At 35.1% G+C, this 22,964-nt stretch carries 20 protein-coding genes and 1 other RNA gene; 12 read left to right on the top strand and 9 right to left on the bottom strand.

Translation table 11 applies throughout. The annotated features are described in order from the left end of the window. Nucleotides 1–118: 118 nt before the first annotated feature. Both SP041_RS13105 and SP041_RS13100 read right to left on the bottom strand, forming a co-directional pair. A complete protein-coding gene (locus SP041_RS13105) occupies nt 119–1,894 on the bottom strand; it encodes a CHASE domain-containing protein (protein ID WP_025564659.1) in 1,776 nt (591 codons plus the stop codon). A 615-nt stretch (nt 1,895–2,509) separates the two neighbouring features. Then, entirely contained in the window at nt 2,510–4,132 is a 1,623-nt protein-coding gene (locus SP041_RS13100) for a methyl-accepting chemotaxis protein (protein WP_025564658.1), read from the bottom strand. Nucleotides 4,133–4,626: 494 nt separating this feature from the next. On the opposite strand from SP041_RS13100, the gene SP041_RS13095 reads away from it, so the two are divergent. From SP041_RS13095 to SP041_RS13070, 7 genes are all read left to right on the top strand, one after another. Beyond that, nucleotides 4,627–6,207, top strand: a complete 1,581-nt coding sequence (locus SP041_RS13095; RefSeq protein WP_025564657.1) for an EAL domain-containing protein — start codon at nt 4,627–4,629, stop codon at nt 6,205–6,207. Nucleotides 6,208–6,524: 317 nt separating this feature from the next. Further along, a complete protein-coding gene (locus SP041_RS13090; RefSeq protein WP_025564656.1) occupies nt 6,525–7,169 on the top strand; it encodes a cold shock and DUF1294 domain-containing protein in 645 nt (214 codons plus the stop codon). A gap of 142 nt (nt 7,170–7,311) precedes the next feature. Further along, a complete protein-coding gene (locus SP041_RS13085; RefSeq protein ID WP_025564655.1) occupies nt 7,312–7,776 on the top strand; it encodes a GNAT family N-acetyltransferase in 465 nt (154 codons plus the stop codon). A gap of 94 nt (nt 7,777–7,870) precedes the next feature. Beyond that, on the top strand, nt 7,871–8,164 hold the full coding sequence (locus SP041_RS13080) for a SelT/SelW/SelH family protein (protein WP_205961200.1): 294 nt from the start codon (nt 7,871–7,873) through the stop codon (nt 8,162–8,164). A 123-nt stretch (nt 8,165–8,287) separates the two neighbouring features. After that, the gene (locus tag SP041_RS21220) at nt 8,288–8,551 is read left to right on the top strand and encodes a helix-turn-helix domain-containing protein (RefSeq protein WP_240791468.1); all 264 of its coding nucleotides are present in this window, start codon (nt 8,288–8,290) and stop codon (nt 8,549–8,551) included. Beyond that, nucleotides 8,508–9,260 carry an IS30 family transposase gene (locus SP041_RS13075; RefSeq protein ID WP_240791467.1) on the top strand — a complete coding sequence of 251 codons (753 nt, stop codon included), beginning with the start codon at nt 8,508–8,510 and terminating at the stop codon, nt 9,258–9,260. The genes SP041_RS21220 and SP041_RS13075 overlap by 44 nt, the downstream gene beginning before the upstream one ends. 49 nt (nt 9,261–9,309) lie before the next feature. Beyond that, nucleotides 9,310–9,651, top strand: coding sequence for an antibiotic biosynthesis monooxygenase (locus SP041_RS13070; protein ID WP_025565925.1), 342 nt, complete (start codon nt 9,310–9,312; stop codon nt 9,649–9,651). 79 nt (nt 9,652–9,730) lie between these two features. Here the strand turns inward: SP041_RS13070 and SP041_RS13065 are convergent, their stop codons facing one another. After that, a complete protein-coding gene (locus tag SP041_RS13065) occupies nt 9,731–10,177 on the bottom strand; it encodes a MarR family transcriptional regulator (RefSeq protein WP_025565926.1) in 447 nt (148 codons plus the stop codon). 159 nt (nt 10,178–10,336) lie between these two features. Here SP041_RS13065 and SP041_RS13060 point away from each other — a divergent pair, with 159 nt between their 5' ends. Beyond that, entirely contained in the window at nt 10,337–10,765 is a 429-nt protein-coding gene (locus SP041_RS13060) for an organic hydroperoxide resistance protein (RefSeq protein WP_025565928.1), read from the top strand. Nucleotides 10,766–11,650: 885 nt separating this feature from the next. On the opposite strand, the gene SP041_RS13055 is transcribed toward SP041_RS13060, so the two are convergent. The 6 genes from SP041_RS13055 to SP041_RS13030 all read right to left on the bottom strand — a co-directional run bounded on the left by SP041_RS13055 (nt 11,651) and on the right by SP041_RS13030 (nt 18,344). Next, a complete protein-coding gene (locus SP041_RS13055) occupies nt 11,651–13,729 on the bottom strand; it encodes a methyl-accepting chemotaxis protein (protein ID WP_346763649.1) in 2,079 nt (692 codons plus the stop codon). A gap of 524 nt (nt 13,730–14,253) precedes the next feature. Continuing rightward, the gene (gene serA / locus SP041_RS13050; protein ID WP_025564134.1) at nt 14,254–15,483 is read right to left on the bottom strand and encodes a phosphoglycerate dehydrogenase; all 1,230 of its coding nucleotides are present in this window, start codon (nt 15,481–15,483) and stop codon (nt 14,254–14,256) included. Nucleotides 15,484–15,706: 223 nt separating this feature from the next. Then, entirely contained in the window at nt 15,707–16,363 is a 657-nt protein-coding gene (gene rpiA / locus SP041_RS13045) for a ribose-5-phosphate isomerase RpiA (protein ID WP_025564133.1), read from the bottom strand. A gap of 164 nt (nt 16,364–16,527) precedes the next feature. Further along, on the bottom strand, nt 16,528–17,217 hold the full coding sequence (locus SP041_RS13040; RefSeq protein ID WP_025564131.1) for a 5-formyltetrahydrofolate cyclo-ligase: 690 nt from the start codon (nt 17,215–17,217) through the stop codon (nt 16,528–16,530). Nucleotides 17,218–17,377: 160 nt separating this feature from the next. Beyond that, nucleotides 17,378–17,563, bottom strand: a non-coding RNA gene (ssrS, locus tag SP041_RS13035) — 6S RNA. Between the two features lie 481 nt (nt 17,564–18,044). Further along, nucleotides 18,045–18,344, bottom strand: coding sequence for a cell division protein ZapA (locus SP041_RS13030; RefSeq protein ID WP_025564129.1), 300 nt, complete (start codon nt 18,342–18,344; stop codon nt 18,045–18,047). Nucleotides 18,345–18,516: 172 nt separating this feature from the next. Here SP041_RS13030 and SP041_RS13025 point away from each other — a divergent pair, with 172 nt between their 5' ends. From SP041_RS13025 to SP041_RS13010, 4 genes are read left to right on the top strand one after another with little or no spacing between them, the layout of a single operon-like run. Continuing rightward, nucleotides 18,517–19,086, top strand: coding sequence for a UPF0149 family protein (locus SP041_RS13025; RefSeq protein WP_025564127.1), 570 nt, complete (start codon nt 18,517–18,519; stop codon nt 19,084–19,086). A gap of 11 nt (nt 19,087–19,097) precedes the next feature. Continuing rightward, on the top strand, nt 19,098–20,396 hold the full coding sequence (gene pepP, locus SP041_RS13020) for a Xaa-Pro aminopeptidase (RefSeq protein WP_025564125.1): 1,299 nt from the start codon (nt 19,098–19,100) through the stop codon (nt 20,394–20,396). Beyond that, the gene (ubiH, locus tag SP041_RS13015; RefSeq protein ID WP_025564123.1) at nt 20,389–21,675 is read left to right on the top strand and encodes a 2-octaprenyl-6-methoxyphenyl hydroxylase; all 1,287 of its coding nucleotides are present in this window, start codon (nt 20,389–20,391) and stop codon (nt 21,673–21,675) included. Before pepP ends, ubiH begins: the two co-directional genes overlap by 8 nt. Beyond that, nucleotides 21,672–22,892 carry an FAD-dependent monooxygenase gene (locus SP041_RS13010; protein WP_025564121.1) on the top strand — a complete coding sequence of 407 codons (1,221 nt, stop codon included), beginning with the start codon at nt 21,672–21,674 and terminating at the stop codon, nt 22,890–22,892. Before ubiH ends, SP041_RS13010 begins: the two co-directional genes overlap by 4 nt. The last annotated feature ends 72 nt before the right edge of the window (nt 22,893–22,964 follow it).

The following is a 22,964-nucleotide window of genomic DNA, read 5'->3' as shown; positions in this document are numbered from 1 at the left end:
AGCCTTTATTAATTACGACTTTTAATCTGGTTTTTATCTTCGGTAAAATAAGTGATTTTATCGTTAATTTTACTGATTATTTGTTTTATGATTACACCGTGAAATATAATCATTCATGTTATGGAGTCAGAGGCCATAAAATGTTTATTTTAGTGCCGTGTTTCCCATCTGATATAATATTGACACTTCCATGATAATGAACCACTATTCGTTTAATCATAGCAAGTCCCATGCCACTTCCTTCTACTTTGTCTCGAGACTGTAATGTTTGAAACATTTCCATGGCTTTATCATGGAATGCTTCAGGGATACCAGGTCCATCATCTTCTAACGATATTTGGTGAAAGTTATCTTTGATTACATAGTGGATGGTGATTTGGCCCGTTTTTTTGTCGTGATGCTTTATTGAATTAGAAATTAAATTTCTTAATACGATTTCAAATGGTAGTTGTGGAATATTTATCTCAATATTTGGAGCGGTGCAGCTAAAGTGATCGTTGCTTTCTAATAAGGAGAGAATATCTTGGGCTTTCTCGGCTAAATTCACTTTATCATTGGTAACGGTAGTTAAATTTAAGCGAGAGTAATCTAATAGATCATCTAATAGTTTTAACATACGTTTGCTTCGCTGGCGTAATAGGACTAAATGCTCTTTAGATTCATCGGGCAATATATCTTCGCAGTCTTCTTCTATCCAGCTCGCTAGTTGTTCGATGGCATTAAGGGGGGATTTTAAATCGTGTGAAGCAACATAAGAAAATTGTTCCAAATCACTATTAGATTTTTCTAAATTAATATTCAACTTCTCTAAATGTTGAGTTTGATCTTTTAATTCCGTTGTCATTTGATCGGCATATTTCAATGCTTGTCTATTGGCCTTTGATAAATATAAAAATAACACTAACAACAGAGCATCAATGATTAAACCACCAATAAGAATAATCGAAGATTGATTTAATGTTGTGTCCTGTCTAAAGCTGATGTTTGATTGAATGGAAAATGTCCACGTACGCCCGTACATTGAAACGTCAATATCCTTAGCAAAAAGAGGCGATGTATCGACTTCTAAAGTATCGCCATCTAAGTTGTCATCAAATAGTAAGTCTTGCCCATCCGATATTTGGATACTTACATGTCTGTTTTTTTCAGCCAATGTGCCTTTCATTAATTTTTCCATAATGAAAGGGGCGTAAGTGACACCTGCTATCAATTCTTTTCGCTGTTCTAGCGTGTCAGGTTTTAGGCCATTTTGATAAAATGGGGTATAAAAAAGAAAACCGGGTGTTTGTTTATCATCTTGCACTAGTGTGATGGGAGCGGTTAGTAATGCTTTACCAGAGTCTCTTGCTTTTTTGATTGAAGAATAACGGTTATTTTCAAAAGCGACATCCAGACCAATAGCTTGTTTGTTGGATTCTTGTGGTTCAACGTAAGTGATTGGCCAATATTCTGGATTACCGTGGGCAGGGTGTATTTTATAATCTGGTCTATCAATACGTTGCTTTTGTAAGTAACTATCAAGACGTTTAGGTTGCACATTATAAATAATACCAAAACCGTTAATGCCAGGATAATTCGTGTCTATTTGTAAACTCTTTGAGTAAGCTGACCATTGCTGGTGTGTTAGATCTGAATCGACAGCGTCAATATAAGCAACACCTCCCCATAATACATTTTCATAAAGTGTCATTCGCTCTTTAACTAAATTAACGACTTTTTCTGCTTCACGCTCAAATTGAATTTCAAGCTTTTGTGATTGTTGAAATTGAGAGTAATACCAAGCACTGAATGTTAATACAACAGAAAGTAATACGATTAGCCAATGCATTGAATTCATTTCGCCTGCACGAACTAGCTTTTCTCTTTTTTCATTATTTTGTAACCCATCATCCATTAGGGGTCTCCGGAATGTTCTTATTAAAGGTGGTAAATTAAGGCGAGTGATATTTATTCATTTGCTGAAGTAAAAAGGCATCTCTAGTGATTATTTATGTGTATTTATTACCTATTACCTATTACCTAATACCTAATAGAAAAGTGACTTCATTATTTAAACGATTGTGGTTTCTCATACTTTCTTAAGTCAGGTTGTTTTGTTTTTTATATTTATTTAATTTTTTTATTTAACCTAAACGAAAATATTACCCTTTGTGCATTTTGCTATGTAAAGAGGTTGTTAATAATATTAAGTTAATTGTGACAATATAACCACCTATAATGAGTTATTAGACAGTGTTTATTTGATTAATGATTCATTTAAATTGATTTTTTTGTGGTTTACGTTTGGTTTTTATTAAAAGTGGGTTAATTAAGCTTAATTTATTGAATTTATATAAGAGTTAAATTTATTTTTTATCTTTATAATTACCCATAGAGGACATAAATAAGATAAAAGCTTTCCGTAGAAAGCTGTGATTATTTGTTACTTTTTAGTCTTCATTGAGATTAAAAAGTAATTAGATTCATAATTAATTGTATAAAATTACGTTATAAATTTGAGGCTTACACCTTACATTTTGAACCGTGTAACGTGTTCGCTAAGCTGTGTTGCAAATTGAGCTAGTTCTTCAGTTGCTATTCTAACCTCCTCTGCTCCAACCCCTGTGTTATAGGATAATTCTTTTATTTCAACAACTTGTTTTCCAACTTCGGCAGCAACAGAGCTTTGTTCTTCAGCTGCACTAGCGATTTGTGAGTTCATATCAATAATTTGATATACCGCATTTTTAATATCTGCTAGTGCCTGCTGGACATCTACGGTTTGGGTCACGATAATATCTGCCTGCCCCCGTCCAATTTTCATAGATTCTACAGAGGCTTTGGCGCTCTCTTGTACTTTGCTTATCTTGGCTTCAATTTCAGCAGTCGACTTTTGAGTATTTGAAGCTAACGATCTTACTTCATCTGCTACTACGGAGAAGCCTCTACCAAATTCTCCTGCACGAGCAGCTTCGATGGCTGCATTTAATGCAAGTAGGTTCGTTTGGTCTGAAATACCTTTAATAACAGCAAGAATACCTGCAATATCCTCTGTACTTTCTGCAAGCTCGGTAATGATAGTAGTCGTTTTGTCTAGATCTTTGGCTAAACCTTGTACATCATTAGAAGATTGTTCTGCTTTTAATGTTCCTTGATCTACAAGTAAACGAGCAGCTTCAGTTGCATCTGCGGCAACACTTGTATTCCTCGCAACCTCTTCAGAAGTGGCATGCATTTGATTAATCGCTGTTGCAACTTGTTCTGTTGCATGGCTTTGTTCTGCAATATTTTTTTTAGTTTGAACTGAAATTAATGCGAGTCCTTCAGAAGCAACTGTTTGAGAAATAGCGGAATCTGATATTTGTTTCATCATTACTTTAAGCTTTTCAACCATTAATTGCATGGCTAAATAAATTCCCGTTTCTTTGCCCGTATTTTTAAATTTTATACTTAAATCGCCATCAGCAATTTGATGAGTTAATACTTCGATATCTTTCGGTTCGCCACCAATTGGACGTAAAATAGAAAGTGTAATTCTCCAGCTTAGTAATATGGCTAAAATAATACCAGTAGAGACTAGTATTATAAGATTTAAAACTGCTGACTCACCTTGTGCTAATGAATTTTTAGTGAACTCATTAGCTTTGTTCGCTGCAAAATCTTCAAGTTTTGAAAGACGTTGGTTTAAATCTTGGATATGATTTATGTCTTTTTCTTTCGTTATTTTAAGCGCTTCAATACGTTTTCCTTCTCTCATTAAGGTAATTACTTCGTTACGAATGGGTCTCCAGTTAATAAAATTTTCTCGTATAATTATTATTTCAGATTTATTGCCTAAAAAACGTTCATTTAATACATCGAAATATTTAAGTGTTTGTTTCTCAATTGCATCAACATTAGCTGCTGCATTATTAATTTGATCTATTGAACTGGCTAATGCAACATCTTTCATTGAGCTATGCATGCTAGTTACTGCGCTCTCAATCTTAACGATTGCAACACTGACAGAAAACGGGTGCTTATAAAGTAATTGGGTAAAGTTTGACAGGGAGTGCATTTGCTTGACTGCAAAAAAACTCATAATGATTAAAATGATAATAAGAATAGAAAAAGCACCTGCTAAACGTTTCCTTAGTGACATGTTATCAAGCATAAAGCATCCTTTTGATATGAATTGATTGCAATAAAAAATAAATATAATACCTCAATTTGTCATTTAAAAGTAAAATAAACACTCTAAATAAGGTAAAGATAGTGGGGGAGTTGTGTTGTTATTTATTTTTACCTTGTTTAATGACGGAGTGAAGAAAAGTATATTATTGGCTCTAATGTTGTCGTACATTTTAATAGATTATAATTAACACTTTTTTCATTTATAACTAATACTTTATGTTAGGTGAGTTAGTTGTTTCGTCATTGTTTGTTAATTATTTCTACTGTCAACCTTATCTGTATCACATTAATCAACTCTAACCAATAGTAGGGTATATATTGATTATTTTTATAATTATTTTTTACCTGTCGTTTTAGTATCTATTTTTGTACTGCTTTTGATAATTTAAATAGAAGTTAAAAAGTTAATTGTATTGTTGTGTTGATAAAATAATCCTTACCCTTTTTTAAGTTATCGCTCCTCAAGGGGAATATGTGAACCAACTTTTTATTATAATTATTATTGCTGGAACGTTGCTATTAGTTAGCAGTTTAACAAGGACGTTAAAAATTTGTCGAAAGAGTGAAATTTCAGCTTGGTACTTTCTTTTTTACTTCATTATTCTCTTTATCATTGGCTATATCGGGATTCTTTATTACTTCATTTATTTTAAATTAGATTCGATTCTTGTTTCAACTGTTGCTTGTATTTTGTTTGGTGGTGGTGGGTTTGTTTATTTAGTTATTAAGTTGAGTTATAACAGTTTAATAACGATTGAAGAGGCTGTAGAAGTACAGCGTTATCAAGCCGAACACGATATTTTAACAGGCTTGCCTAACCGTAAGATGTTTTTTAAATCCCTTTCTCATATCATTAGTCAATCAACTCCCTGTTCAATATTATTCATTGATTTAAACGATTTTAAGCAAGTTAATGATTCATTTGGTCATCACTGTGGAGATCAGTTGTTAATCGCGACCGCTCATGCCTTAAAATCTAATCTGAGTCATCACGGTTCGTTATATCGACTTGCTGGTGATGAGTTTGCGATTCTTTCTACTTACCAAAGTGAAAACGGATTAAAAGAATGCATTCATTTAATTACTAATTCGGTGCATGCTCCTTTAAAAGTAGAAAAACAGCAGATTAATGTCAATTTAAGTATTGGTGTTAGTCATTATCCACAAGATAGTTTAGATATGTATGAGTTAGTAAAACATGCGGATTTAGCTATGTATGAAGCTAAAAAAACGAATCAAAGTTTGGTTTTTTATAATACAGAATTAAGCCAAAGAGAAGGTGAAATTTTGTTGATGACCAATAGAATTAAAGGGGCAATTGAGCAGGATGAATTTTTATTATTCTATCAACCATTAATTTGTTCAAAGACTAATCAACAACATGGTTTAGAAGTATTAATTCGTTGGCCTCAAGCGGATGGTAGTTTTCTTTCTCCTGATGATTTTATTATGGTTGCAGAGCGTAGTAGTTTGATTTTGTCTGTGACTAAGTGGGTGGTTATTGAAGCGGTTAAAGATTTAAAAGCATTGCATGCAGCTGGGTTTACAGGGATGTTACATATCAACTTATCTGCACAAGATTTAAAAAGTAACGAGTTTTATGACTATGTAGTTGCGTTGTTTAATCAAGATCCATCAATCAGTAAGGTTATTATATTTGAGATAACAGAAAGCGCTATGATGACTAATATACAAGGTGCTAAAGAAATGATCATTGCATTAAATGCAATAGGTTTTCAATTTAGTATTGATGATTTTGGTACTGGTTTTTCTTCATTATCTTTATTAAGAGAGCTATCCATTAAACAGATTAAAATCGACCGTTCTTTTGTAAATGGTATGTTAAACCAAAAAGCTGATTATGCGATTGTTAAATCAATTATCTTTTTAGCTAAACAATTAGGATGTGAAGTGATTGCAGAAGGAGTAGAAAACAGCGAAGTTGAAAAAGAATTAATTGATTTAGACTGCGATTTTTTACAAGGTTTTCATTACAGTAAACCTGTCCCACTTGAGGAGATTAGACATAAATATTTAAATCATAAGGCCAGTTAAAAAATAATATTTAAACGTTTGAAATAGTCTGTTTATTTTTAATGCTGTCGATATTTTCTATTACAATTTTATTTTTCTTTCGTGAACTCTTTAGTTAAGAATAATCTTCCTCTGTTTCAATTTATCCAAAGCCATTCAAATATCTATTTAATGCCATGTAAATATCAATTATGATGTTGTTTTTAACGTACTGTTAAATAATGGAATCCTGCATATTAAAGAAAGCTGGCTATTTAATTGGCTTATAGTATATGTGGTTTTGATTTTAAAGAATAACTGCCATTAAATAAAATACGAGTGATGGGTTTAGAGGAAATATGAAGTTACAAGGTAAAGTATTAAATTGGAATGATGACAAAGGTTTTGGTTTTGTCGAGCCTAATGGTGGTGGGCAGCGAGCTTTTGTTCATATTAAATCATTCAAATATGGTTCGAAAAGACCGATTAATGGCGATGTGATTATTTATGAGTTAGTGAAAGAAAGTAATAATAAATTCAAAGCGGTTAAGGTTCAATTTGCTAGTGATGCAAGAGACGCTAATAAACGAAAGACAACATACAATAAAAGCAATGGTAGCAAAGCAGTTACTCGCATATTCACTATTGCTTTTTGTTTTACGCTACTGGCTTCTGTAGCAATGGGTAAGTTGCCTGTTTTTGTTATTGGCCTTTATGTTGTAATGAGCATCATCGCCTATATTGCTTATGCTATTGATAAGTCTTCTGCTCAAAGTGGATCTTGGAGAACCAAAGAAAGTACATTACATCTTTTTGCTTTACTAGGTGGGTGGCCTGGTGCTTTTTATGCTCAACAACGATTACGACATAAGTCGATAAAAGAAAAATTTCAAATAGGGTTTAGAGTGACTATATTCTTAAACTTAGCAGGTTTAATTTGGTTACATACTGAAAGTGGTGCTGATTTTTTACGGTTTGTTGTAATGCCGTTACTGAGTTTTTAGATCAGCCTTCGTTACTGCAGGTGTGTTGGCTCTGAGCTGATTGATGGGTTAAAAATAGGTTTATTGGTTCATAATAATTTTTTATTCAAAACAGGCTTCTCGGTTTAGAATAAATTTCTTAGTTAACAATAGGCGTTACTAGTTGAAAATTACATTAGATGATTTATTAGGGACAGAAATATTCTCTCTCCTTCAAGAACACTTAGAAGATATGAAGGCAACCTCTCCACCTGAAAGTGTTCATGCACTTAATTTAGAGGCGTTAAAAGACCCTTCTGTTCAATTCTGGACTCTCTGGGATGAGCAAATGTTGGCAGGGTGCGGTGCTTTTAAAAAACTTGATTCAAAACATGCAGAAATAAAGTCGATGAGAACATCGAACGGTTATAAAAACCAAGGTGTTGCTTCTAAGCTGTTAATACATATTATTGAGCAAGCAAAATTATCAGGTATGAGTCGATTAAGCCTTGAAACTGGCTCAATGGATTACTTTTTACCTGCCCATGCTTTGTATCTAAAGCATGGGTTTAGTTTTTGTGCTCCTTTTGCTGACTATGAAGAAGATCCTAATAGTAAATTCATGTCATTAGATTTAGTTCAGCTGTAGTCTAAGAGGTTATTTCAACCCTTAATATTTTCTGTTATTACTGTCCTAATCTGTTATCAATATGTTAAATACGTATCTGGAGTCGCTAATTATTATGAATAAAATCGAGATTAAATATTGTAAAAAATGTCGTTGGTTAATGCGTTCATCATGGATGGCTCAGGAACTATTAAGTACATTTGAAGATGAATTAGATGAAGTGTCGTTACTGCCTGGAGAAGGGGGGATATTTGAAATATTCGCCAATGGCACGCTGATTTGGTCACGTAAAGAGATGGGCGGTTTTCCTGAAATTACTGAGCTAAAGCAACTAGTGAGAAATATTATCGCGCCGGATAAAGACCTTGGATGCATTGATCGAAAAGCAGCTAAAAACGCTACTCAATAAAAGCTAATCCTAAACATTTATATATGCCTTGGATTCAGATCATAAGTGCATAACTTGAATTGGTAGAAAAGACGATCAGCTGAAGATATGCTTATCGCTTTTTCTCCGGCAAGAGATGCAACAATGAAAACATATAAACAACTGACCTATGCGCAACGATGCCAGATTTACGCACTAAAGAAAATAGGCATGAGTCAAAATAAAATAGCTAAACAATTGAATGTGAGTCAATCGACGCTTAGTAGAGAGTTTGCTCGCAATACAGGCAAGCGAGGTTACCGTATTAATCAAGCTCAACAAGCAACAATTAAACGCCGTATTGATGCCCGTAAAGCAATAAAAATTGACATCTATTCTGATTGCATTAATAAATATAAAACTAGATGATAAATGGAGCCCTGAACAAATTTCAGGATGGCTTAAGAAAGAGCGTGGCATCAGTATTAGCTATGAGACTATTTACCAACATATTTACTCCGATAAGCGGAATGGTGGCCAATTATTTCAACATCTACGCCGAAAAGGCAAAGCTTACCAAGTGCGCAATAAAGATAAGCAAGCTGGTCGAGGTTTTATCAAGAACCGCGTCAGCATCGATGAACGACCTAGTATCGTCGACACACGTAGCCGAGTTGGTGATTGGGAAATAGATTTAGTCATTGGTAAAGGACACAGCGGCGCATTGGTGACTATTGTTGAGCGTAAAACGCGTTTTACAGTATCGACACGTATTAATGATAAATCAGCAAAGACTGTCACTGCGGCCACTATTGCATTATTAAAACCATTCGAAGATGCAGTGTTAACCATTACCGCTGATAACGGTAAAGAGTTCGCTTATCACAAAGAGTTAACCAAAAATTTAAAGTGTGCAGTTTATTTTGCAGATCCATACTGTTCATGGCAACGCGGTTTGAATGAAAATACAAATGGTTTATTAAGACAATATTGGCCCAAATCTATCGACTTTAAAAAAATATCGAATTGGGCAGTAAAAGATGTAATAGTGAAACTCAATGAAAGACCAAGAAAGAAATTAGATTACAATACGCCAGCCAAATTAATGGCTGAACATATGGCAGCTATAGCTGTTTAGTCGTTATGCACTTCAGACTTGAATCTGCCTGCCATTTATTGGAGCCATTATGTCCGTTATCGCTAATACGCCTACCCCCCCATATTATGCTGTTATTTTTACTTCGACTCGCACAGAAGGGGATGATGGTTATAATGAAATGGCCGATAGAATGGTCGAGCTTGCTCAGCAGCAGGTAGGTTTTTTAGGACTTGAATCAGCGAGAGAAAATATCGGTATTACCGTTTCCTATTGGGCTGACTTAGATTCTATTAAAAAGTGGAAAGCTAATACCGAACATATTGAAGCTCAAAAAATGGGGCGACAATCTTGGTATGATTCTTTTAAATTACGAATTTCAAAAGTAGAACGAGATTATGGCCAGTTAATCGATGACTCTAATAACTATTGATGCTTTTGTTGGAAAGTCGCTGTTTCATTTTTCTGATATATAAATAGCTATAAATGAATAATGAGACCAGTTAACTATTTTACTCTTTTTCTGTTTTACTTAAATCATGGATGACTAAATCTAAATAGTGCATTAGTTGCAGTGCTTGATCTGAGTTGAGACTAGTAAATTTACAGCGTATTTCATTGGGTATATTTAGTGCTTTTAATTTTAGATCTTGACCTGTTTTTGTTAGTTGTATAAGACGCTTTCGTTGATCTTTTTCATCTTTAACGACAGCTAGTAATGATTTTTCTACCATCTTTTTTAGAATCTGAGTCATTGCACTACCATCAATCGCTGTTGTTTCAACAACTTCTGCAATGGTTATTTTATCCTGCTCCCATAGAGCCATCATCACGACATATTGTGGATAAGTTAGGTTAATCTTTGCTAGCGGTTCTCGATATGCTCGGGCAATGCTATTTGATGCCATGTATAAACGATGACACAGCTGGTGCTTTAATTTTAACTGTTCAAATGGCATAGTAATTTCCTTCAAGTTTTATTTTCTATTCTACTTACTTTATATTATAGAGATTATTTTAATTTGCATGCAAAGTATTTGCAATTACTATTTATCTTCGCTATTATTATTTTGCATACAAAATAAATTCATTAATCATTACAAATTTTGGAGTTCACTATGAATGTATTACAAGAAGTCGCTTATACAGCTAAAGCAACAGCAACTGGTGGCCGTGAAGGTATCGCTAAATCTGATGATGCTCGTTTAGATGTTAAATTATCAACCCCTAAAGCTTTAGGCGGCGATGATGGACAAGGCACTAACCCAGAGCAATTATTTGGTGCTGGTTATGCTGCATGTTTCATCGGTGCACTTAAACATGTTGCTGGCGCTGAAAAAATAGCACTTCCTAGCGATTTGTTCATTAACTCTGAAGTTTCTATTGGTCCTATCGAAGGTGGTTTTGGAATCGCTGTTAAGCTTTCTATTTCACTAGGTGATATGGATAAAGCACAAGCAGAAGCGCTAGTAGAAAAAGCTGATTTAGTTTGCCCATACTCAAATGCAACACGCGGCAACATTGCTAAAGAACTTGTTATTATTTAATTATTAGTCTCTACGTTATTTTAATATTATTTGTTTATTATTAAGTGTTAATACTAAGCATTATTCACATTTAAAATAACTAAAGATTACAAAAAAAGGCCTGTAATAGCTCTCTATTACAGGCCTTTTTTGTTTATCTAAAATAGATGAAAGTGACTATCAAACACTCTAATTAACATCTTTTAGTTAACTCTCCGATAGACGTTTAACGAAATTAATTTTCGAGATGCCTCAACTTATACCTTAAACTAAGCCATTTTCCTGCGCAAAATTTAGAACAGTTATTTAATGTAATGAATAGAATACTAATACCAATACCAATTACAACAAATCGCCAATCTATTTTATTGCTTAAAACCATCCTCTACCAATCTAATACCAATGGAATTAAATAAGTGATAAGAGATTGCGCAGGAAAAATTAACACTAATAAGGCGTGAGTTGTAGGAGATAGTTGTTCTCACTTCAAAACTCAAAACTCACAACGCAGTTAGGGGTGATTTTAACCAGCAAGAATGATCACCTTATTAATTCTTTTGGTATAAGTAATTATCTAGTCATTTATGCTTGTTAAAATGACCCTAGCTTCGTTGTTAATTTTGTAATGAGAATAACGAGTTACTGCAATCAACGCCTTACTATCATCCCTTTTTCCTAATGCCTAAATAGACCATTTATTTATCCAGATTGGCATAATTTAATTATTCTTAAGGTCAGTTTTATGCAAAATAAAACCACAGCTCAGATGGCATGCACAACATTATTAGCATAAAAAAAGAGGCTAACTTAAAGGTAAGTTAGCCTCTTTTTATTGTAATTCATGCTGCTGTGATTAAGTTGAATGTATTAACTTAACTTATTGAAATTAAATGATGATTAGTCGTATTATTCTAGTTTGAATTTTTTAACTAACGAATCTAATTGTGAGTTTGCAGAAGCAAGGTTTTGAGTACTATCAAGTGTCTCTTGCCCACTTCTTGTTAGCTCCTGTACCATTTCGCTAATATTGGTCATGTTACGATTAACTTCTTCTGTTACTGCACTTTGTTCTTCTGACGCTGTTGCTATCTGTGTGTTTAGATCGTTAATATGAATAATGAAATTAGTCATATTATCTAAGCTATCTGTCACTCGCGCCGTATTTTCGGCAGTACGTTGACAGCTTGATCTTGTGACATCCATCGCTACTACAGCATTTTCAGCATCATTACTTAATGTTGACAATATTTTATTTATTTCAGCTGTACTTGTTTGAGTACGCGCGGCTAATGAACGAACTTCGTCTGCAACTACTGCAAAACCTCGACCTTGTTCGCCTGCTCGTGCTGCTTCTATTGCCGCATTTAGGGCTAATAAGTTAGTTTGATCTGCTATTTCACCAATCACACTCAATGCTTTAATAATTTCCTGGGTATTATCATTCATTGTGTTGATACTTGCCGAAGCGGAATCCACTTCATCGACCAGTGCGATCACACTATTTGATGCTTCTGTCACAATGGTTTTAGACAAGATAGCTTCATCATTTGCTTTTTGTGTATTGAGTGAAGTATCTGCTGCATTTTGAGCGACCGTTTCAGATGTACTGCTCATTTCTGTAATAGCACTGACTACTTGGTCTGTTTCACTTGCATGCGTTAATAGTGCACTATTAACTTTGATTGATTGATCATTAAGTTGTTCAGTGCTTCTAGTGATATGGACTGAGGCTTGTGAAATATCAAGCATCATAGATTGTAGATAGATAATAAAATTGTTCACTGAACGACTGATGTCGCCTAATTCATCATCATAAACAATAGCAATACGTGATGTTAAATCTGCTTCACCCGTTGATAATGTATCGATACGTTCTTTTAGTGCCAGTAAGCTTTTAACAATCGCGCTAATAATCCAAATAACGATAACAAATGACAAAATAATTAATATCGCTGAAGTGGTCAACACCGAGTAAACTTGTTCATTGAAGATATTTTCAGTAACACCCGTTAAGCTTTCTTGGACTGCAATAATGTCACTCTCATAAGCACCGGTTACGATAGTCCAACCCCAATCTGGGAATATTTGTCGAGCGTAAGCTATTTTATTTTCGTATTTTTTTGTAACAGGGTTCTCAAACACTATTTTTACATTAGCTTCTGTTTTTCCTTTGATGCTTTCAGCAATCAGTTTAGTGCTATCTACTACTGTGCCAATAACGTCTGTTTTAGGGTGAGTAATAATCTTCCCATTTTTATCTTGAATCCAAAAATAGCCATTTTTTCCATATTTAGCCGTTGTGACCGCATGTAAAGCATTTTCAATATTGTGCATTCTAAGCGTACTAATATACTCACCACTAGCGATCACTATATTTAACGGCTTAAAATAAAATGAAGCGGTTATTTTTTCTTCTGTTTTATTGGTGTTTGGATTTAAGTAAGTATATTGGCTAAAGCCTATATCATCTTTTTGAGCTGTAGATACAATATCTCTTACATAATATTTACCGTCTGAACTGACACTATCTAAGCCACTTTTACCAATATTATTTAAATCACTGCCGTAAGCTACACTGACATAAGAGGAAGCGTTGTAGGCAAATAAATAACGCCCACCATTCCAACGGTATTGATTTAAAAATGCATAAACACTGATCTCAGCTTCAATTTCAGAATGACTGTTTTTATAGATACGCTCAATCATTGTTCTGAATTCTGACATTTCTTTGGTTAAGCTTTTTTTAATATTTTCTATTTTAGATTGCTCATAATAATCAGTAATCGCAAAAGAAAGTGTATCAACTTGTCCCTCAAGCTCTTCATTAAGCACTTTTCCTAATTGAAAACTCACATTTTCTCTTTCTTTTTCGAGAACATAGTTTTCTGTTTCTATTAGTGAATAAAGGAAAAAAGCCGCCATAATCAACAATGGCACGCATAGCGTAGTAACAAGTTTAGTTTTGATAGTAAATTTTATTGACACAGATATTTCCCATAATAAGTGGTTTTATTTTAACTATTCAATTATAGGTAATAAGTTCAATTAATTCTGGTATTTATTGTGATTTATTACACTTTTATTGATATTGAGTAAACAAAGCACTGAATATTACTTAAATATAAGAGGTGAGCTTTAATATTAAGTTATCTATCAAAGGGTAAAAGAGCATTAGACATAATAATTGTCGTTATTTAATGCGTAATTGTGGATGTATTAATACCAAAAGAATTAATAAGGTGATCATTCTTGCTGGTTAAAATCCCCCCTAATTGCGTTGTGAGTTTTGAAGTGAGAACAACTATCTCCTACAACTCACGCCTTATTAGTGCTAATTTTTCCTGCGCAATCTCTGATCACTTATTTAATTCCATTGGTATAAGGTAGTGATGATGTACTGTAATCATTAACCAAAGCATGACTAATCCGAATCTAGCTAATCTAAACCGGCATGAAAAAAGGGACTCGTGAGTCCCTTTTCTATCTTTGGCATTATTCTGACAACAGGTTTAGTTTAATAAACGAGCTCGAATGGTACCTTCAATTTCTTTAAGTTTATCTAATGCAGTATCAGCATCTTCACTGTTCACATCAATAACAACATAACCAATATTTTCATTAGTTTGTAAGTATTGTGCTGCAATATTGATATCGTTATCAGCAAACGCCAAATTGATCTTAGTTAAGATACCTGGTTGGTTACGGTGAATGTGTAATAGACGACTTGCATCTTTATGAAGTGGTAAAGATACTTCAGGGAAGTTTTTAGATGACAGTGTAGAACCGTTATCAGAGTACTTAACTAATTTACCTGCCACTTCATAACCAATATTTTCTTGAGCTTCTTGCGTACTACCACCAACATGAGGTGTTAGAATCACATTATCAAACTCACGTAATGGAGACTCAAACTCTTCATTGTTTGATTTTGGTTCTGTTGGGAAAACATCAACCGCTGCACCAGATAGTTTTTTGCTACGTAATGCTTCACATAATGCAGAGATATCTACAACCGTACCGCGTGCCGCATTCATGAAGATTGCACCGTCTTTCATTTGTGCAAACTCTGTAGCGCCCATCATATTTTTTGTAGAATCAACTTCTGGTACGTGTAGGCTGATGACATCTGATTTTTCTAATAACTCTTTCATGGTTGCAACTTGTGTTGCATTACCTAGCGTTAGTTTGCTTTCAATATCGTAGAAAGAAACATTAAAGCCTAAACCTTCAGCAAGAATACCAAATTGAGTACCGATATGGCCGTAACCAATAATGCCTAGATTTTTACCACGCGCTTCATAAGAAGCAGTTGCTGATTTATCCCACTCACCGCGATGAGCTTTGGCATTACGCTCAGGTACACCACGTAATAATAATAATGCTTGGCCAAGTACTAACTCTGCAACACTTCGTGTATTCGAGAAAGGTGCGTTAAAAACGGCAATACCTTTTACTTGTGCTGCGTTTAAATCTACTTGATTAGTACCAATGCAAAAACAACCAATTGCCACTAATTTGTCTGCTGCTGCTAATACTTTTGCTGATAAGTTAGAGCGCGAACGAATGCCGATAAAATGTACATCTTTAATTTTTTCGATTAAATCATCTTCGCTTAACGATGTTTTAATACTTTCGATATTGTTGTAACCAGCCTGGGTAAAAGTATCAACCGAACTCTGGTGCAAACCTTCTAAAAGAAGAATTTTTATTTTATCTTTATTGAGTGAAAACTTAGTCATTGTATTTCCTTGAGCCTTATTTAAAGGTGATGGGCAGCAATTTTGAGAATAATTTTAGTACCTGTAAAATAGCAAAAATACTTGTAATTGTGAATCTGAGACTGTTGTTTCTTATATTATAAATCGAAACAACTTATTACAATTTCATTGCTATTATTTACATAAAGTTTGATCTATTCACTTAGCTTTATCAAATAGGTCATAAATAGATTGTTAACTGAGGTTATTTCAGCGTTTTAACGCCATCTTCTGCGCCAACTAAAACAACATCTGCAGCACGGTTTGCAAATAAACCGTTGGTTACAACACCGACGATTGAATTTATTTGATTTTCTAGTGTTAATGGCTCAGCAATTTTTAGGTTGTGTACATCTAAAATAACATTACCGTTATCAGTGATCACACCTTCACGGTAAACAGGGTCGCCGCCTAGTTTAACCAGTTCACGAGCAACGTAACTACGTGCCATAGGAATCACTTCAACAGGTAGAGGGAAGTCACCTAAAATATCGACATTTTTAGTGTCATCAACAATACAAATAAATTTATCTGCAACTGCTGAAACAATCTTTTCACGAGTTAATGCCGCACCGCCGCCTTTAATCATGTGATTGTATGGGTTAATTTCGTCAGCTCCGTCAACGTATACACTTAACTCAGAGACTTCATTTAAATCAAATACTTCAATACCGTATGATTTTAGTTTATCGGTTGAAGCTTCTGAACTGGATACTGCGCCTACAATGCTATTTTTTATTGTTGCTAGGGCATCAATAAAATGATTAACCGTTGAACCTGTACCAACACCTACGATGGTATCTTTTTCAACGTATTCTAAGGCTGCATAAGCGGCTGCTTTCTTCTTATCATCTTGAGTCATGACTTGTATCCTGTTGAGTGAGCGTGAGTCTTGAAAGTGGCGCGATTATACCCCTAATTACGCTGTAATTTTAAGCTCTATTTACTAAAAACCAGTAAATAATTGTGCTTATTATTTTTTCATAATTGAATTGCGAGTTGAATGAAGAGTTTAATGAAGAATTTTCATTCAGAAAAATGGAAATGTTGTAGAGGAGTCATTATTTCAGGTAAAGGCACATCCCATTCTTGAATTGGCAATAAATCGACGTACTGGCAGTTATGTGCAAGTCCGATCGGGTAGGGGCCTCTCTTGTCAGAAAACCAAGGTGCTAATAAACGATCGTAATAACCGCCTCCCATCCCGATTCGGTTTCCTTGTTGATCAAAAGCAACTAATGGAGTGAATACAATATCTAAGTTTTCGGGTGAGCAAGTGTTTAAATAAGGCGCTAAACTTTTTGAAGTAGAAGTAGAAGTAGATTGATTGTCATGGCCATCATTATGTTCATTAATCTGATGATCAACATTAATGTCGAGTCTAGGTTCTTTAATACCGTAGCGATTTTTAATCATCATCGTATTTTCTTGATAAGCTAAAAACAATAACTCACCAATTTGAGTTGGGTGAACCACAGGTAAATAAACCTGTTTTTTTTGTTGCCAGCACCATTCTATAAAGTTGTGTAAATCAATTTCGCCATCATGCGCAAGCGTCACTGAAATATGTTGTGCTTGTTGTACTTTGGGATGTTTAACTAAAGAGGTTAGTAATTGTGATGAAGCTTGCTGTTGTTGCACGGGTAATAAAGCGTTGCGCGCAGCACGAACTTGCTGACGAATGGCATTTCGCTGTTGGGAAATATTATCGGGCATATTAGGCATTATATTATTCGCGTTTGTAGGTAAACAGGTTGTGTCAATAACATAACAAATATGTTGTCAGTTAGCACCGCTAAATAATAATTTATGATGGAGAATAAAGGTGTGAAGGAGAAATGAAAAACACTTAAGTCTTAAGGAAAAGACTTAAAAAAGATAACCCAAGGATACCGCTTTTGACTGTGACCTTGAACCCGAAGGTCAAGGTTGGCGTATTGATGTCTACCGCAGGTTTCTCGATACGAGTCGAGCTTACACAATAGCAAAGCAAAACAATTCACCAGGGTAATACTTATCGGCTCAGGGACTTAGTCAAGATTAACGAGTACCCGAGGGTTGAATAAACTGTACCTACATTTGAACAGTATTAAAAGGCTTTTTAGGAAAAAAGTTGAAGTTTGTTGCTGCTTGATGGTTTTTTAAACATTATAACAATGTTACTAATAGCGGTACTATTTTACGGGGTAAAATAACTTGTTTATTGGTTATAAATTTTACGAAAGAAGACAAGTACTTATATTTATTTATGTTTGAAACTGAAAATTTTGTTGTGGATTTTAAGTGTATTTTAGAAATTTTTTATAAACGCTTTAGATCAACTTTTAAAAACGCTTAACCTTATTTTAAGGCAGAGGCTTTAATGCATTGCGATAACACCGAGTCCGCTAAAAGTAATACTTATTTTGGCGTCGATGTTATTTGCTAGAAAGGGGCATAAGGAAAGCATTTAGAAAATGAGTTAAGTCTTTAGTTAAAAATGTAGTTAAGCATTAAATTAAATATCTAGCTAAGCATCTAGTTAAGTCTGCTAATTATTAACGTTATTCTTTAATCGTTGTTTTATTCAATGCACCATTAATTGCATCTTGAAGTTCTTGAATACGCTTATTCAATTGATCTGTTTGTTCTTGAGCTTCTGCTTTTATGGTATTTAATTGATGGCGATAGTTTAATGCAGCCATTACCACTAATTGTTCATTTCGTAACGTTCTTCCGCTACTTTTCATTTCTTTTAAATGCTCATCTACCTGAGCGACGGTACTTAATAAGTTTTCTTGCTCACCGTCAGGGCAGCCGATTTTATATTGTTGGCCTAAAATAGTTATATCAAGTTGCGCCATAATGCCCCCGTTAGTGTTGCAGAATAAGGGAGTAATCAGTTTCCCTAAAAAAAATGTCATATAGTGGGCGAACTATATCGACCTAGCTATCAAGTTTCAAGTACTTACTAGCGACGAGATCCTCTGGATGATAGAATAGTGGCACTATCCTTAGTTTATTAAGAGTGTCGCTATGAGTTCTGCCGTTCTACCAAGTTTTGATAAAATTTCGCAAGCCCTTGACAGTGCTGACCTATTCACCAATGCAGCGGAAACACATGGGGTGTTATCTGGCTTTGTTTGTGGTGGCGTTGCCCTTGACGATAAAAGCTGGCAGTCATTATTTAATGATGTTGTTAATGAAGGCATGGCGCTACCACAAGCGGTGAAAAGCTTGGTTTCAAACATTTATGCTGATGTTGTTAAACAATGTACTGATGATGGTTTGGGGTTTAATTTATTGTTACCAGATGATGACAAACCATTAGATGAACGAGCAGAAGCCATGGCGCAATGGGCGCAAGGTTTCTTAGTGGGTTTTGGTATGGTCCAACAAGCCCTTAATCAAGCATCAGATGATGTTCAAGAAGTGATCCGTGATATTCGCGACATTTCACAATTATCGTTAGATTTTGAACAAGAAGATGAAGACTCTGAAATTGCTTTTACTGAAATTGTTGAGTACCTTCGAGTTAGTGCGATGTTATGTTTTAATACTTTTTCTCGTAATACGCCGTTACCTGTTTCTAAGACTCTGCATTAAAGTGAGAACCCATGACTGAATTTATAACCCGTCGTAATGTATTTGCTAATAGCATGCTGGATAACAGCATGGCTATTTTTCCTGCCAATGAAGAATTAACGCGTAGTAATGATACTGAATTCCGTTTTCGTCAAAATAGTGATTTCTATTACTTGTGTGGATTCAATGAGCCAGATGCTTGTTTGTTATTGATTAAACAAAATGGACAATTAAATACCGTTTTATTTAATCGTAAAAAAGATAAAACAGCCGAGATTTGGCATGGCTATCGTTTAGGACAAGCTGATGCCATTATCCAATTAGAAGTCGATCAAGCATTTCCTATTGATGATTTTGAAGAGAAGTTAAGTGAACTATTAACGGGTATTGAAAGTGTATATTACCCAGTGTTAAGTGGCTTAGTATTAGACCAAAAACTACAAAATGTATTAAATAAATTACGTAGTCGTTCTCGAAGTGGTTTGATTGCTGCCAATCAATTTTTAAACTGGAAGCCTCAGATACATGAAATGCGTCTATTTAAAAGTGAAGCTGAAAAGCAAATTATGCGTAAAGCGGGTGAAATATCTGCATTAGGACATGTTCGTGCTATGCAACGCTGTAAGCCGGGTATGATTGAGTTTCAATTACAGTTAGAAGTTGAATATGAGTTTGCTAAACAAGGCACACGTGACGTTGCTTATAACAGTATTGTTGCTGGTGGTAATAACGCTTGTATTTTACATTACACTGAGAATGATCAACCGTTAAAAGACGGTGATTTAGTGCTAATAGATGCAGGGGCTGAATACCAAGGTTATGCGGGGGATATTACACGTACTTTCCCTGTTAACGGTCGTTTTTCTAAAGAGCAAGCAACCATTTATCAACTAGTATTAGATTGTCAGTTATTGGCGATTGAGCAAGTTAAGCCCGGTTCGAGCGTATTAGGTATTAACAAGTTAGTGGTTCGTAAAATGTGCGAAGGTTTATTGGCTTTAGGCATTTTACAAGGTGACATTGAAACCTTAATTAAAGAAGATAAACATAAAGCATTTTATATGCATGGTTTAGGGCACTTTATTGGTTTAGATGTACATGATGTTGGCAACGCAGGCACCATTGACCAACCGCGTCCATTAGAGGCCGGTATGGCCATTACTATTGAGCCTGGTTTATATATTAGTCATGATGCTGATGTTGAAGAACGTTGGAAAGGAATTGGTATTCGTATCGAGGATGATGTGATGGTCACAGACAGTGGATGTGAAGTGTTAACGTCAGCTGTGCCTAAAAGTATCCTAGAAATTGAAGCTTTAATGAATGGCTAATCAAACTCACACAGAAACAACATCAAAAATAACCGGTAACAATACATTATATGATGTAGTGATTGTTGGTGCTGGTATGTCTGGCTCTTTACTCGCATTGTCGTTATTAAAGCAAAACTCACAGCTCAACGTGTTATTGCTTGATGAGAATGCACAAAGAGTTAACCATTCGGCCTCTATAGTGCCTAAACAAACTCAACGTGAACATAGCAATCCAAGTTTTGATGGGCGTTGTATTGCCCTTAATGCGGGGTCAGTCGATATTTTAGATGGCTTATCGATGTGGTCTGATATCAAAGTAAATGCACAAGCGATTGATCAAATCCAAGTCTCTGATAAAGGTTATTTTGGAGCGGTTGAGTTAACGCCTGAAATTAAAAAAACAGCGTTTGGCTATGTAGTGGAGTTACAACATGTCGGTAAAATATTATCGAATGCTCTCGCTGCTTTTTCATCATTAACCACGTTATATCAGGTTAAGTTAGATAATATACAACAAACGCTGAACTCCGTTACTTGTGAATTAAGTAACGGTCAATCTATCGAAGCTAAGTTGTGTGTTGGTGCTGATGGTAGCAATAGCCAAGTGAGAGAACTCGCTAATATCAGTAGTACCAATGTGGCTTATCAACGTAGTGCGATCATTTGTAATGTTAGTTGTTCTGAACCTCATCAGAGTGTCGCCTATGAGCGTTTTACTAAAAGCGGTCCAATTGCTTTATTGCCACTAACAAAAAATCGTTATTCTTTAGTTTACTGTGTTGAAGGTGATCAGGCTGAGTCGATCGCAGGTTTATCTGATTCACTGTTTTTAGCTGAACTACAGAAAACCTTTGGTTATCGATGTGGTTTATTTGAAGTGGCAGGTAAGCGCGATATTTACCCTTTAAACTTATTAAAAACAACAAAGCCAATAGCACATCGTGTTGTGTGTATTGGTAATGCTGCGCATAGCTTACACCCCGTCGCAGGACAGGGGTTTAATTTAGGCTTAAGAGATTTGTTTGTATTAGCAAAAGTGATTGTAGAATCTGATGTTAAACAGATTGGCTCATTTTCAATGCTCAATCATTATTGGCAGTGCCGAGCAAAAGATCATCATCGTACTATTTTAATGACCGATAGTTTAGTACGTGCGTTCAGTAATCAATATCCTGTATTAAGTATTCCTCGCAATATTGGTCTTCAGGCAATGAGTCTTTTCCCCTTTTTATCTCAGCCTATTATCGAACAAGCGAAAGGCCAGTTTGATTTGTTTAAAAGAGAGAGTTTATCATGATGCAGTCTTATGACGTGACCATAGTCGGTGGCGGAATGGTTGGATTAACCTTAGCGAGATCATTGGCTAATAGTCGTTTATCGATAGCCATTATTGAGGCTAATGAAACGACTGATTTATCAGCAACGCCAGAAAGTCGAGTGAGTGCAGTGAGTTTTGCTAGTAAAACCTTACTTGATAATTTAGGCATTTGGTCATTATTAAAAGCACAACGCATCACGCCTTATCACACCATGCAAGTATGGGAAAAAGACAGTTTTGGCAAAATAGACTTTGCTGCTGAACAAGTGAATCAAAAAGATTTAGGTTATATCGTTGAAAACAAAAACCTGCAACAAGCACTCTTAAGCGGTGTTGAACAACAAGACAACGTCACTTTCTTTTGCCCTGACTCGTTACAAGGTATGGCCATTGGCGATGGTGAAGCGTGGTTAACCTTGAGTAGCGGCAAACAATTAACCTCAAAATTAGTCGTGGCAGCTGATGGTGCTAATTCATGGGTGAGACAACAGCTTAATATCCCATTAACACAATGGGATTATCAACATCATGCGATTGTAGCAACGGTAAAAACAGTCGAACCACATCAAGCTTGTGCGCGTCAAATATTTACAGGGCAAGGGCCTTTGGCATTCTTACCTTTATATGATCAAAATACTTGTTCGATAGTGTGGTCTTTACCGCCAATGCAAGCAGAGATGTTACTCGCATTAGATGATCAAGCTTTCAATCAACAATTAAATCGTGCTTTCGATAATCGTTTAGGGCTATGTGAAGTACAAGGGGAGCGTAAAAGTATTCCTTTAAGCATGCGTTATGCGAGAGATTTTGCTAAACATCGCGTTGCGTTAATTGGCGATGCAGCCCATACGATTCATCCGTTAGCGGGGCAAGGGGTGAACCTAGGATTACTTGATGCTGCTTGTTTAGGGCAAGAAATATTACAAAATGCATCATTAGGTAATGATATTGGCTTGTACAATAATCTACGCCATTTTGAGCGCTGGCGTAAAACAGAAGCAACAGAGATGATCGCGTCGATGGAGCTATTAAAGCAACTCTTTAATGGTGTCAATCCTGTACAAAAAGTATTAAGAGATGTTGCACTATTAATGGCTGATAATATTAGTCCATTAAAAAAACAATTTATTAAACAGGCAATGGGGTTAGGCGGTAATAAGCCTAATTTATGTTCGCCAAGTACATCGGTTGAATAAATTAATACTGATAAAATTTTAACGATACTTGTTGTTTTTTGGCATTTTTCCTGAGAACAGGTATATTAGCGA

The organism is Psychromonas sp. SP041 (assembly GCF_000470315.2).
GTDB lineage: Bacteria > Pseudomonadota > Gammaproteobacteria > Enterobacterales > Psychromonadaceae > Psychromonas.
This window is presented reverse-complemented; position numbering and strand designations above follow the sequence as displayed.

Bases quoted from the DNA above. Each gene is read 5' to 3' on its own strand.
- SP041_RS13105 (WP_025564659.1), bottom strand. From the start codon at position 1,894: ATGGATGATGGGTTACAAAATAATGAAAAAAGAGAAAAGCTAGTTCGT.
- SP041_RS13100 (WP_025564658.1), bottom strand. From the start codon at position 4,132: ATGCTTGATAACATGTCACTAAGGAAACGTTTAGCAGGTGCTTTTTCT.
- SP041_RS13090 (WP_025564656.1), top strand. From the start codon at position 6,525: ATGAAGTTACAAGGTAAAGTATTAAATTGGAATGATGACAAAGGTTTT.
- SP041_RS13080 (WP_205961200.1), top strand. From the start codon at position 7,871: ATGAATAAAATCGAGATTAAATATTGTAAAAAATGTCGTTGGTTAATG.
- SP041_RS21220 (WP_240791468.1), top strand. From the start codon at position 8,288: ATGAAAACATATAAACAACTGACCTATGCGCAACGATGCCAGATTTAC.
- SP041_RS13070 (WP_025565925.1), top strand. From the start codon at position 9,310: ATGTCCGTTATCGCTAATACGCCTACCCCCCCATATTATGCTGTTATT.
- SP041_RS13065 (WP_025565926.1), bottom strand. From the start codon at position 10,177: ATGCCATTTGAACAGTTAAAATTAAAGCACCAGCTGTGTCATCGTTTA.
- SP041_RS13060 (WP_025565928.1), top strand. From the start codon at position 10,337: ATGAATGTATTACAAGAAGTCGCTTATACAGCTAAAGCAACAGCAACT.
- serA (WP_025564134.1), bottom strand. From the start codon at position 15,483: ATGACTAAGTTTTCACTCAATAAAGATAAAATAAAAATTCTTCTTTTA.
- rpiA (WP_025564133.1), bottom strand. From the start codon at position 16,363: ATGACTCAAGATGATAAGAAGAAAGCAGCCGCTTATGCAGCCTTAGAA.
- SP041_RS13040 (WP_025564131.1), bottom strand. From the start codon at position 17,217: ATGCCCGATAATATTTCCCAACAGCGAAATGCCATTCGTCAGCAAGTT.
- SP041_RS13030 (WP_025564129.1), bottom strand. From the start codon at position 18,344: ATGGCGCAACTTGATATAACTATTTTAGGCCAACAATATAAAATCGGC.
- SP041_RS13025 (WP_025564127.1), top strand. From the start codon at position 18,517: ATGAGTTCTGCCGTTCTACCAAGTTTTGATAAAATTTCGCAAGCCCTT.
- pepP (WP_025564125.1), top strand. From the start codon at position 19,098: ATGACTGAATTTATAACCCGTCGTAATGTATTTGCTAATAGCATGCTG.
- ubiH (WP_025564123.1), top strand. From the start codon at position 20,389: ATGGCTAATCAAACTCACACAGAAACAACATCAAAAATAACCGGTAAC.
- SP041_RS13010 (WP_025564121.1), top strand. From the start codon at position 21,672: ATGATGCAGTCTTATGACGTGACCATAGTCGGTGGCGGAATGGTTGGA.